We start from the raw sequence: 12,836 nt of genomic DNA on the forward strand, positions 1-12,836 counted from the left end.
CTCCCTTGCCAATCACTAGGGCGTAAACTTCTTGAATGCCAGGGTAACATTATGACCACCAAAGCCGAAAGAATTAGATAAAGCCACCTCGACTACCTGATCACGACTTTTATGAGGGACATAATCTAGGTCACATTCAGGATCAAGATTTTCGATATTGATGGTGGGGGGAATTTTGTTATGAGCGATCGCCAAAACCGTCGCTACAGCTTCAATCCCACCAGAACCACCTAACAGATGTCCCGTCATAGATTTAGTAGAACTAATAGCTATCTTATACGCATAATCCCCCAAAGCTTTCTTAATCGCAGCGGTTTCATTTTTATCATTAGCCTCTGTACTAGTTCCATGGGCATTGATATAACTAACCATTTCTGGTGTCAAATCCCCATCTTTTAAAGCTAAGGCGATCGCTCTAGCTGCACCTAAACCACCAGGAACAGGCGAAGTCATGTGATAAGCATCACAGGTCATCCCATAACCCACCATTTCCCCATAAATCTTAGCATCACGACTAATGGCGTGTTCTAATTCTTCAAGAATTAAAATTCCTGCCCCCTCACCCATCACAAAGCCATCCCGATCTCGATCAAAAGGACGACAAGCGTGGGCTGGATCATCATTGCGAGTTGATAAAGCGCGAGCAGCCGCAAACCCCGCCACTGACAAAGGTGTAACCGCCGCCTCACAACCTCCGCAAATCATCGCCTTGGCATATCCCCCTTGAATCTGACGAAAAGCATCGCCGATAGAATTAGAACCAGCAGCACAAGCCGTTACAGAACAAGAATTCGGACCCTTCGCACCCGTATGAATTGCTGTTAATCCTGCTGCCATATTGGCAATCATCATGGGAATCATGAACGGACTACAACGACTAGGACCCCGCTTAGGATCTAAGTAAATAGTTTGCTGGTCTTCTAAAACCTTAATCCCACCAATGCCCGAACCAATGATCACACCAACTTGTTCGGCATTGAGATCATTAATCACCAAACCTGCATCTGCAACCGCTTGAATAGCTGCCGATACACCCAATTGGGCAAACCGATCCATCCGCTTGGCTTCTTTGCGCTCTAAATAACTCTCTGGATCAAAATTCTTGACTTCACCGGCAATGCGGCAACTATGTTTAGACGCATCAAAAGCGGTAATATAGTCAATTCCATTGCGTCCGCTTAATAGTCCTTCCCAATATTCAGCAGATGTGTTACCAATAGGTGTAATCGCACCCACACCTGTTACAACAACGCGATTACGTTTATAGTCTGTCATGATTACATTAAATATGGCGAAAAAGCAGCAGGGGGAAACAATTAAGAGTGCTGAGTTCCGAGTTAAGTATCCTTAGTTAAGAGTATACTATTTGCTCAATATTATGACTTTTGGGGTTTTTCTCGCAGTCAAACTTACAGTTTAGACACTCAATACTCATGTACCGGCGGGTTTATCCAGTTAATCCGTATATCTTCAAAATTTCTCTTTAAACCCGCCATACCGATTCATAGCTTGTTTATGATGAAGCACCAACTTGCTTGTCTATGTAATCTACTGCGTCTTGAACAGATACAATCTTTTCAGCAGCTTCATCAGGAATTTCTATCTCAAATTCTTCTTCCAAAGCCATCACCAGTTCAACGGTATCCAAGGAATCAGCGCCTAGATCCTCCATGAAAATAGATTGGGGTGTAATCTTTTCAGCATCTACACTGAGTTGGTCGGCGACAATTTTTTTAACTTTTTCAAAAGTCTCTGTTTGGCTCATAAATAAAAGTCCTTAACAAGTTGCTATGATTTGCTCTAAATGCACAAAGTTTTTTTGGGCATATACATCTTATCGGAAAGAGTGAATCCGAGTATAGGTTCTATCATGAAAACTGAGGATTGAATATTGGAGAGATCCTGAAAATCAGAGATAGAGAGTTGAATAACCCAATTAACTGCCAATAAATACCCACTACATCTAAAACATTAAACCTAATAAATTCTATGCTATCTAAAACGCTAAAATACGCTTACTATCCAGGCTGTGTAGCTCAAGGAGCTTGTCGAGAACTGTATATATCCACCCAATCTCTCACTCAAGCCTTGGGAATTGAACTAGTTGAACTGAAAAAAGCCTCTTGCTGTGGTTCAGGGACATTTAAAGAAGATTCCCAACTCTTAGAAGATAGCGTTAACGCCAGAAATATCGCCCTAGCAGAATCATTAAATCTCCCCTTACTCACCCATTGCAGCACTTGTCAGGGTGTAATCGGTCATGTTGATGAACGGTTAAAAGAATGCCAGTCAACCAACCCCGACTATCTCCAGAAAGTGAATGGCTTATTACAAAAAGAAGGCTGTTTCCCTTACCAAGGGAGTACAGAAGTTAAACATCTTCTTTATGCTTTAGTCGCAGATTATGGTTTAGAAGAAATTACCCAGCGAGTCACCAAAAAATTAAGTGGATTAAAATGTGCAGCTTTCTATGGCTGTTATCTACTCCGCGCTCAAAAATCCATGCCCTATGATGATCCTTTTGCACCGGAAGCAATGGAAAATGTATTTCGGGCAGTAGGGGCGACACCTGTATATTATCGTGGCAGAACTCAATGCTGTGGTTGGCCTTTATCTAGCTACGCGACAACAGAATCTTTCCAAATGGCGGGAAATCATCTTCAAGAAGCTTTAGCTCATGGGGCTGATTGTATCGTTACACCATGTCCTTTGTGTCATTTAAATTTAGATTCTCGTCAACCAGAAGTAGAAAAGGTAATTGGTGAAAAGTTAGGTTTACCAATCTTACACCTACCCCAATTGATTGCTTTGGCTTTAGGTGTCAGTCCCAAAGAACTTGGTTTAGAACGACACATAGTATCCACAAAACCCATCTTAGAAAAATTAGGATTCTGACAGTAGGGGCGGGGTTTCCCCGCCCAAAATTCTTGTGTTTCCCCGCCCAAAATTCTTGTGTTTCCCCGCCCAAAATTCAGAACCCAAGAAGAAAAAAGAATAAAAAAATTACCCATTACCAATTACAGATTTCTGATATTCTTCCTCACTAATTAAATCATCTTTATTTTCTACCCGATCTAAAAATACTAACCCTTCGAGATGATCATATTCATGTTGAAAAATTCTGGCAATAAAATCAGTTAATTCTTGTTTTTGTAAATTGCCATTTCGGTCTGTATATTCAACTACAATTGTTTGATATCTAGGAACTAAACCTCTAATTCCCGGTACACTTAAACAACCTTCCCAATCTTTAACCATTTCTAAAGAATTGGCAACAATTCGGGGATTGATCATTGCTGTTGGTTGCATTTCTGGAGCATGGGGATATCTGGCATTAGGACGGGAAGCGACGATAAATAAACGGTAGGATGCTGCTATTTGTGGTGCAGCAATTCCCACCCCATTAGCTTGAGCAACTGAGGTAATTAATTCATCAATGAGGTTTTGAATTTTCTCATCTTGAACATCCTCAAGCGCAACAGCTTTTTGTCGTAATATCGGATTACCTAACTTAATAATTTGTGCTAATTCATTCATTTTTAAAAGAGGAACAGGGAAGTAGGGGAAGTAGGGGAAGTAGGGGAAGTAGGGGAAGTAGGGGAAGTAGGAGAAGTAGGGGGAGGAAGAATTTTCCCAATGACAACGGACAACGGACAACGGACAACTGACCAAATATCAATTTTCCTTGTTAACTGGTAAAGGTGCAGGTTTAACTAAGAATTGAGAAATTTTGCCATTACGCTCTACTTGCATTGGTAAAGGAATGCCAACCTTACTATTTTCTACTATTCTTTGCACCTCATCAACTTTCAAAACAGGTTGATTATTCATACTTTTGATCACATCTCCTGGACGTAATCCAGCGGTAGCTGCGGGTGAATTAGGAACAATCCTCACTAATAGAATTCCTTCATTTGCCGATAAATTTATTTTATCGCCAAATCTGGCAACTATTTTTTCTTTAACTTCAGGTGTTAATGTCACCATTTGTATTCCCAAATAGGGATGATCGACTCTACCTTTGGCAATTATTTCCTCGGCGATTTTTTGGGCAGTATTAATAGGAATGGCAAATCCTAAACCTTGAGCGCCTTGAATAATTGCTGTATTCATCCCAATCACTTCACCACGAGCATTTAGTAAGGGTCCACCGGAGTTACCAGGATTAATTGCTGCATCTGTTTGCAGATAATCAACACGCTTATCACTAGCGCCAATATCACTACTAGAACGATCTGTGGCACTGATAATTCCAGAGGTAACAGTATTATTTAAACCCAAGGGATTACCAATAGCAATCACGGCTTCTCCTGGTTGTAAAGTATCAGATTTACCTAAAGCTAGACTGGGTAAATTATTGGCCTCAATTTGAATTACTGCCACATCTGTCACCGCATCTTCACCTAATACTTTACCTTTAAAAGTTCGTCCATCTTTAAGAGTAACTGTTACCGAATCAGCACCGTCTACAACGTGGGAATTAGTTAAAATTTGCCCAGATGAATTAATGATAAATCCCGAACCACTACCTCTTTCTACTCGTTCTCTGGGTTGTGTGGGGATTCTATTCCCAAAAAATCCGCGAAAAAAGGGATCAGAAAATTCGTCTGGAACTTGAGTTGTGACGGTTCTCGTTGAATCAATGCGAACAACTGCACCTCCCACCTTTTGTACTACTTTAACAACAAAGTTAGGATCTCCAGAAGAGGAAAAAATCGCGGGAGGAGCAATTTCTGTGGTAGGTGCGGTGGTTTTTTGTGGTTGTGCATTGCTACTAGGTTCGATTTCTGTGGTGGTTTTTTTGAGATTCGTGCAACCTCCGAGCATAAAAAATGCTACACCACATACGACAATCCATTTTTTACTTTTATTTCCCAAGTTTTGCCCTAAAAATCTAGTATTAATATTTTGTGTTGCTAAGTTATGATTATTAATCTTTATCATGTGATTATTGCTCCGTATTCGTTAGTGGGTGCTAGAATATTAGCTACCAGGTTTTTATCAGAGTGATTATAGATGACACAGGGGTAATTACAAATTAGGAATGATGAATTACGGATAAAGGTGGTGTGAATGGAAATTCCCATAGATGATTTATGGAATCGTGTATTAGAGCGTTTACAGTTAGAGTTAGCCCCTCCTACCTTTGAAACTTGGATTAAAACAGCTTATGCACAACAGCTAGAAAATAACTGTTTGGTAATATATGCTCCTAATCCTTTTGCTCGCAATTGGCTTCAGAAGTATTACATTAATACTATTGCTAACGTAGTCCACGATATTGTGGGTTATCCCATAGAGATTTATATTACTGTAGTTGAGGATAAGGAAGTTGCTCATGTTGATCAACCGGAAGTGGAAGGGAAATTACCAGCAATAAATCATACTTTGGCAAATGCTCCCATAAGTTCGCAAAAGACTTCAGATTTAAATTCTAAATATGTTTTTTCCCGGTTTGTTGTCGGTGCTAATAATCGCATGGCTCATGCGGCTTCTCTAGCTGTGGCAGAATATCCAGGTAGGGAATTTAATCCGTTATTTTTATGTGGTGGTGTGGGTTTGGGGAAAACTCACTTAATGCAAGCTATTGGTAATTATCGCTGGGAAATCTGTCCCCATTCTAAGATATTTTATGTGTCTACGGAGCAGTTTACAAATGATTTGATTACTGCTATTCGTCAAGATAGTATGCAGAGTTTCCGCGAACATTATCGGGCTGCTGATATGCTGCTAGTTGATGATATTCAGTTTTTAGAGGGAAAGGAATATACTCAAGAGGAATTTTTTCATACTTTTAATACTTTACATGAGGCGGGTAAGCAAGTTGTAATTGCTTCAGACCGTCCTCCTAATCAAATTCCCAGTTTACAAGAAAGGTTGTGTTCACGGTTTTCTATGGGGCTAATTGCGGATGTGCAAATGCCTGATTTAGAGACGAGAATGGCAATTCTGCAAAAAAAAGCTGAGTATGAAAATATTCGTTTACCACGAGAGGTAGTTGAATATATTGCTTCTAATTGTACTTCTAATATCCGTGAGTTAGAGGGGGCGTTAATTCGAGCTTTGGCTTATATTTCTATTTGGGGTTTACCTATGACTGTGGAAAATCTGTCACCGATTTTAGGTACTCCTAGTCAGAAAATAGAAACTACTCCTGAGATAATTTTAAATATAGTTGCAGATGCTTTGAATGTTTCTATTGAGGATTTGAAGGGTAATTCCCGTCGTCGAGAAATAAGTTGGGCTAGGCAAATAGGAATGTATTTAATGCGACAACTTACGAATTTGAGTTTACCGAAGATAGGGGAGGAGTTTGGGGGGAAAGATCATACGACGGTGATGTATAGTTGTGAGAAAATTACTCAGTTGAAGGAGAGTGATCAGAGTTTAATGCAAACTTTACACCAATTGAGCGATCGCATCCAAATGGCTACTACCAAAAATAAAATGAATATTGTTGATGTTTTCCACAACCAAAAAAATTAACTCTTCCCATGAAAATCTGCACTATTAAGTCCGAATTTTAAGAAAAATATAATAAATGATTAATTTTTATTTAAAATTGCGGTCAAAATCCAATTTTTTGCAGCAAACCTGTGGAAAACTTTAATTTATTATTTATCGGTTTCATCAAGTATGATGATTTTGGGAAAATTTAGGATAGTTTTTCCACAGTTTTTCCACAGGCAACTATCCAGATCATTTGTTTTTTTATATCAGGAGTATTGACAAATGGATGAATTTATGAATGCTGCTATTTCCCAGGCTAGACAAGGTAGACAAGAAGGAGGAATTCCCATTGGCTCTGTTTTGGTTAAGGATGGTAAAATTGTCGGACAGGGACACAATAAGCGCGTCCAAGATGGTGATCCTGTAACTCATGCGGAGATTGATTGTCTCCGTAATGCGGGCAGAATTGGTAACTACAGAGGTACAATTCTCTACTCTACGTTAATGCCTTGTTATTTGTGTGCTGGTGCTGTGGTGCAATTTGGGATTAAAAAAGTTATTGCTGGAGAATCTAAAACTTTTCCTGGCGCTAGAGAGTTTATGGTATCTCACGGTGTGGAAGTCATAGATTTAAATTTAGATGAATGTGAACAAATGATGCGTGAATTTATTACAACTAACCCGGAACTTTGGCTGGAAGACATTGGAAGATAGGAGTCAGGAGTCAGAAGTCAGGAGTCAGAAGTCAGGAGTCAGGAGTCAGGAAGAAGAAAGAAGAAAGAAGAAATGAATGAAACGTAAAATTGTTCCATTACCCATTACCCATTCACATTACCTCCACAATTAAAATTGAGAAATTAGTGTCAATTTTCTCCAGTTGCGTTATGATGGCGATCGCAAGCCTAAAAACCTTGCCGGCTGGATATTGCCACGACTGTTCAGCATAAATAGCGTTTAGTAGTGGTAATTACCGTACAAAACCGAACTCCTAAGCAGCTTACTCTTGTTAGTTATGGTATAGTGGAAAAGTTAGAACTAGCTTTGCCAAACTATAATTGCTCTACGCGCAGGTAATAATTGCAAGCGGAAGGCTGTTTTGATCAAGAATTTACACACAAAAATCTGAAATACACCCAGTTTATGATTCAGCAAGTAATTCACCCAATGGTGAAATTGCAGCGCAACGTGCAATCACTCGTAGAATCCAATATTATCAAACCCAATGATAGGATTTGGAAAATTGCCTTACTCTATGGCGATGATTGGCAACATTGGAAACAAGAGTTGCTAGACTTTGGATTTAGCACTCAGGATCCAATTGGCGATTTATTAGCGGTAGAAAAGTGGGACGACGATTAAACATCTCAATTAGACTGGCTTTATCTAGGATAGATTTGACGTAGATACGCCTACCTTTAGCAATGATAGAGCTTTGTCCTTGCTTTTATGGTAGGTTAAGTTTCGCCACGCTTCTATTGTAGATTTAGAAAGTGATCTCGCATTCAGTATCCTAAAATAGGGCTTGCTGATAGCGTAACGTATGACTCCTACGTCGTCACGCAAGCTATGACCATGTAAACAGAAAACCTAGATATATTTAAGAGTTTCAGGTTAAAAAGTGAATCAGGTGCGAAGAATAAGCATTGAACCCATTAAAAACCTATCACTTTTTAAGATTCAAAACTATTCTTATCTCCTTCTAATTCTGACTCCTGACTCCTGACTCCTGACTCCTTCTAACATAGCATTTTTATCAAGGTAGGTAAATTATGGTTCAAACCTTACCTAAAACCCAGTTAGTAACCTTTGAAGAGTTTATTAAATGGAAACCAGAAGGCGGATTTTATGAACTGCATGATGGGGAAATTATTGAGATGAATCCACCATTAGGAAAACACGAAAGCAGAACTGGGATTTTATCCAGAAAATTGACAGTCGAGTTTGACAGACTTGATCTTCCCTATTTTATTCCCAAACAGGCATTAGTTAAACCACCAACAACGGAATCAGCCTATTATCCAGATGTTTTGTTGATAAATTCCACCAACTTAGTCAATGAACCGCTTTGGGAAAAAAAAGCAACAGTAACTCAAGGTGATTCTGTGCCATTAATCATCGAAGTAGTGAGTAGCAATTGGCGAGTTGATTACTATAGAAAATATAGTGATTATGAAGAAATGGGAATTAAAGAATATTGGATTGTTGATTATCAACCCTTTGGTGCTGGTAAATTTGTGGGTGAACCAAAACAACCTACCATATCAGTTTGTTCTCTAATTGGTGATGAGTATGAAATTAACCATTTTAGAGACAATGAGCCAATAATTTCCCGCACTTTTCCCGAATTGAACCTAACCGCTAACCGGATTTTGCTAACTGCTGATTGATATTAATGCCTGAGCTAACTCCTTGGCAGTATGATAGCGATCGCGTGGTAAAGGTTCTGTTACACAATCAATTACCTGTCTTAGTTTATCATTAATGGTTGGTATCCCCTTAACCTCAAAGCGAAAATTCCGCCCCCTTTGGCGATAAAATTTTAAAGGATTTTCCCCAGTTAATAAAAAAATTAACGTCGGACCAATAGCATACAAATCAGATTGGGTAAGCGGTTGTCCCCGTTCCTGTTCAGGAGCGCAAAAACCCTCAGCACCGATTCTTGTCCCTGGTTTTGTGCCAATTTCCTTAACAGCACCAAAATCCAACACCACAATACTATTATTACCACTTCGCACCATCAGATTAGCCGGCTTAATATCCCGGTGAATTAATGGTGTTTGTTGGTGATGAAGATAATCTAGAATATCACAAGTTTGGATCATCCAAGCGATCGCTTGCTTTGGAGTTACAGGTCCAGTTAAGCGAATCCGTTTGTCTAAATCTTGTCCATGAATTAACTCCATAGCCAAGTATTTTTTACCATCTTCCACAAAGAAATCATAATACTTGGGAACTCCCCCATGATTAAGATGCTTAAGAATACTAGCCTCTCGGATGAATAACTCTTGAGCTTTGGGAATTTTCACCATATCAGCATTCATCTGCTTAATTACCAGTAATTGTGGTACACCAGTAATTTCACCAACACCATCCCAAGCTAAATAGGTAGTACCCATACCACCCTTGCCCAAAGTGCGTAATACCTGGTAATGACGAATAGTCTTTTGCACCAAAATTGGTTGACCACAGTGAATACAAAACACATTTTGAGGATGATTCCCTTCGTGAGTACAACCAATGGTGGAATATTCTGGAGTGATATTAATCTTTTGATTAATTTCTCCATCTCCTGAACCTGAAACTGGGATAACTAGAGGAGATAATTTCTGGACTTGTACCTTGAGTACAGGCCCGCCGTGAGCTAATTGCAGCAAAGAATTATCAGCAACAATAGATTTAGTAACCAAAGAGCCATTCAGGAAAGTCCCATTAGTTCCATGACTAATTAACTCCCAATTATCTCCTCTGGCATTATTAACTAATTTCAGTTCTAAATGATACCGAGAAACTAAATTTTCGGACAAAACAACGTGATTATCTACCGCCCGGCCAATGCGAACAACGGTAGAACCCTCAAAGCACCACTGTTGCAGCGGTGTTTGTGTGCCTTTTGCTAATAGGGTCAAAGTAATCACAATACAACCTAAAATTTAAGATCAAAAAACTAATTTTAGAGGCAACTTTGCTGAGATATTCGGACGTTCACTCGTACCAGTATAGCTGTAATATTGTCATGACCATTATGTTCATTACCCAATTCAATTAAATTTTGAACCCCTGTGACTAAATTACTAGAAGAACTTAATAAGGGTTGGAGATGAGTTTGCCAATGAGTTTCTAAGCAGTCATTATCTGATAAACCATCTGAAACCAATACCAGAAGCATATCTTCATTGATATCAAATAACATCACATCAGGACGGATATAATCTTCGTGGCGTGGACCTAAAGCTTGGGTAAGTTGATAAGCATCCGCACGTCCATAGGCAATACTAGGTTCTATACCCCTAGCAATTTCTCGTTGACCAACTTCATGGTCTATAGTTATTTGTTCTAGTCCTTGCTTGCGAGTCAGCCAATAAAGACGACTATCTCCCACATGAGCAATTGCCGCTTGATTATCTTGAATTAGTAGCATGACCAAAGTAGTACCCATGCGACCAATACCAGAACGAGATTCTTTTTGATTAAGTTCATAAATAGCTTGATTAGCCAGATAAACTGCTTGACGAATAGACTCCTTGGCAGGCAATTCTGTATCTACCCAAATTTCTTGAAAGTATTGACGGATAGTATTTACCGCTAATTGACTAGCTATTTCACCTCCAGCATGACCACCCATACCATCACAAAGAATATATAAACCTTGTGCTGTAACTTGACTATTTCCTGGTAACTCTATCTTGTGAACTTGACTATCAACACCAAAATAGTCCTCATTATGATCACGTTGACGACCCACATCAGTAGCTGCTGCATATTCCACGCTACTTAGCTGCATGGATAGAACTAGAGTTGGGGCTTCATCACTTTTATTTTTTGTATCATTACATAGCGCCAAGACAGGTGATGAAGTTAGTTGTTCCTGATGACATTCTTCGGCTATTTCTTGTAAATGCGATAGCAATTGCGCCAGAGTTTGAATATTCCCAGATTCCACATCCTCTAACATCTGCACCACACAATCCAATGGAGTGTGTTGGCATTCTCTAAACAAAGTTTGCCACATCCGACCCAAACTTTTAAGAGTTAAGGCTTGTTGTCCATTCTCTGGTATTTCCGTCAAATCTAAAACTTCGGGTGGTTGTGGTATCAGTAACGGTGTCTCTATATATAGCCTTTGTAATACCAGGGTTTGTCCTTCATCTAAGCGCAAATTCGACAACTCTAACAAACTTTGGCGACAATTCACAGTTTCTAACAACTCCCAAAGTTGAGTCATTTGATAAAACCAATGTAAAATTTCCACCGGACTGATTGTATCTCGTCGCAAAACATCAAGCAACGTGGGGAAATTGGATCTATTTTCTAACAAGACTACTTGAACATGATCTTGCCGCCAAGCATCATGAATATTTGGTATTCCTGGGTGCTTATCTACCTGCAATTTTAGATAAGCTTGTGCTAGAGCCGGAATTGTCCTTGTATCCATCTTTGTCCCGTGCAAAAGCATCGCCCCAGTTAGTGATATTTCGTAAGGTTGACAATCTAGAACCTTGACTTCTATATAATCCGCAAATACTTGCGGAGATTCTAACAAACGATAACGTTGCCAAGGATCTAAATAAGCATCTAAAATAAATTTGGAGAACAGACCAGAATCTTCGCCATTATCCGCTATATTTTCTAAATTTTGGCTTAATTTCGCAGTTTCTGCTGTGGCAGAAACTACCTTATCTACTGCCTGAGTAATGATCGCATACCAAACTGTGCTAGATTCTGCACCACATTTATAACAATACTGTGCATCTAAAGTCATATCGGCACTGCACTCAGAGCAGATTTTATGAGCTAAGGATGTACCACAGTTTTGACAGAACTTATTACTATCAACATTTTCAAATTTACACTGGGGGCAAATCAGCATAGTCGGACTTCCTTGATTTTCCTACTAAGGTGCTTTCAGTCTCTCTAGTCACAAACATTCAAACTGTTCACAATTAAATAACTAAAATTAAAATTATGCTACCTAAGAACTAAGTGCTATTGTTGAGACTCTTTTGTATACTGGTATTACAGTACCTTAATCTATTTTTCCGGTGAATGATTTAATTTTGTGACTTCTAAGGGAGTGAGTTCTCGCCATTGTCCTGGTGCTAAATCATTTAATTGAATATTACCAATACTTATCCTAATTAACCGCAAAGTCGGAAAACCCACAGTAGCCGTCATGCGACGGACTTGGCGATTTTTACCTTCAGTTAAGGTCATTTCTAACCAAGCGGTGGGAATACTTTTCCGAAACCGAATGGGGGGAATACGTTGGACTACGGATGGTTCTTCTAACAATAACCTAACCTGAGCAGGACGAGTCCGGTAATCTTGAATTTCTACCCCATTTTGTAGCTGATGAATTGCATCAATATCAGGAATACGTTCTACCTGCGCCCAATAGGTACGTTGATGACCAAAACGCGGATGTGCTAGACGATGCTGTAACTGTCCATCATTTGTTAACAATAGCAACCCCTCGCTATCCCAATCCAAACGCCCTACAGCATAAACATCGGGAACATCTATATACTCTTTTAGCGTAATATGTTTGGGACTTTCTTGAGTAAATTGGCTTAAAACCCCATAGGGTTTGTGAAAAATAATATACCGATTATTCATAAAATATAGGAGTCAGGAGTTCAGGAGTTCAGGAGTTCAGGAGTCAGGAGTCA

The 12,836-nt window shown here is 39.3% G+C and carries 12 protein-coding genes; 5 read left to right on the top strand and 7 right to left on the bottom strand.

The window, feature by feature from the left end; genetic code table 11:
- Positions 1-15: 15 nt before the first annotated feature.
- Both fabF and acpP read right to left on the bottom strand, forming a co-directional pair.
- The gene (fabF, locus tag IQ226_RS01875) at positions 16-1,275 is read right to left on the bottom strand and encodes a beta-ketoacyl-ACP synthase II (RefSeq protein WP_193891401.1); all 1,260 of its coding nucleotides are present in this window, start codon (positions 1,273-1,275) and stop codon (positions 16-18) included.
- A 238-nt stretch (positions 1,276-1,513) separates the two neighbouring features.
- Complete coding sequence (acpP, locus tag IQ226_RS01880) at positions 1,514-1,765, bottom strand: acyl carrier protein (RefSeq protein WP_193891404.1); 252 nt, start codon at positions 1,763-1,765, stop codon at positions 1,514-1,516.
- 224 nt (positions 1,766-1,989) lie between these two features.
- On the opposite strand from acpP, the gene IQ226_RS01885 reads away from it, so the two are divergent.
- A complete protein-coding gene (locus IQ226_RS01885) occupies positions 1,990-2,895 on the top strand; it encodes a CoB--CoM heterodisulfide reductase iron-sulfur subunit B family protein (RefSeq protein WP_193891407.1) in 906 nt (301 codons plus the stop codon).
- Between the two features lie 108 nt (positions 2,896-3,003).
- Here IQ226_RS01885 and def read toward each other — a convergent pair whose 3' ends face one another.
- Positions 3,004-3,537, bottom strand: a complete 534-nt coding sequence (gene def, locus IQ226_RS01890; protein WP_193891613.1) for a peptide deformylase — start codon at positions 3,535-3,537, stop codon at positions 3,004-3,006.
- 138 nt (positions 3,538-3,675) lie between these two features.
- Positions 3,676-4,944: an HhoA/HhoB/HtrA family serine endopeptidase gene (locus tag IQ226_RS01895; protein ID WP_193891410.1), complete on the bottom strand. Its 1,269-nt coding sequence runs from the start codon at positions 4,942-4,944 to the stop codon at positions 3,676-3,678.
- Positions 4,945-5,073: 129 nt separating this feature from the next.
- On the opposite strand from IQ226_RS01895, the gene dnaA reads away from it, so the two are divergent.
- From dnaA to IQ226_RS01915, 4 genes are all read left to right on the top strand, one after another.
- Positions 5,074-6,486 (top strand): chromosomal replication initiator protein DnaA, encoded by a 1,413-nt coding sequence (gene dnaA, locus IQ226_RS01900; protein ID WP_193891413.1) that lies wholly within the window; start codon positions 5,074-5,076, stop codon positions 6,484-6,486.
- Positions 6,487-6,732: 246 nt separating this feature from the next.
- On the top strand, positions 6,733-7,164 hold the full coding sequence (locus tag IQ226_RS01905; RefSeq protein WP_193891416.1) for a nucleoside deaminase: 432 nt from the start codon (positions 6,733-6,735) through the stop codon (positions 7,162-7,164).
- 426 nt (positions 7,165-7,590) lie between these two features.
- Positions 7,591-7,809, top strand: coding sequence for a DUF4327 family protein (locus tag IQ226_RS01910; RefSeq protein WP_027402742.1), 219 nt, complete (start codon positions 7,591-7,593; stop codon positions 7,807-7,809).
- A gap of 410 nt (positions 7,810-8,219) precedes the next feature.
- A complete protein-coding gene (locus tag IQ226_RS01915) occupies positions 8,220-8,837 on the top strand; it encodes a Uma2 family endonuclease (protein ID WP_193891419.1) in 618 nt (205 codons plus the stop codon).
- On the opposite strand, the gene IQ226_RS01920 is transcribed toward IQ226_RS01915, so the two are convergent.
- The 3 genes from IQ226_RS01920 to IQ226_RS01930 form a co-directional block, all read right to left on the bottom strand.
- The gene (locus tag IQ226_RS01920) at positions 8,823-10,085 is read right to left on the bottom strand and encodes a protein kinase (RefSeq protein WP_193891422.1); all 1,263 of its coding nucleotides are present in this window, start codon (positions 10,083-10,085) and stop codon (positions 8,823-8,825) included. The genes IQ226_RS01915 and IQ226_RS01920 overlap by 15 nt on opposite strands.
- Positions 10,086-10,120: 35 nt before the next feature.
- Positions 10,121-12,037: a serine/threonine phosphatase gene (locus IQ226_RS01925; protein ID WP_193891425.1), complete on the bottom strand. Its 1,917-nt coding sequence runs from the start codon at positions 12,035-12,037 to the stop codon at positions 10,121-10,123.
- Between the two features lie 161 nt (positions 12,038-12,198).
- Positions 12,199-12,783, bottom strand: a complete 585-nt coding sequence (locus IQ226_RS01930) for an rRNA large subunit pseudouridine synthase E (RefSeq protein WP_193891428.1) — start codon at positions 12,781-12,783, stop codon at positions 12,199-12,201.
- Positions 12,784-12,836: the final 53 nt, after the last annotated feature.

It is taken from the genome of Dolichospermum sp. LEGE 00240, from assembly GCF_015207875.1.
Taxonomy (GTDB): domain Bacteria; phylum Cyanobacteriota; class Cyanobacteriia; order Cyanobacteriales; family Nostocaceae; genus Dolichospermum; species Dolichospermum gracile.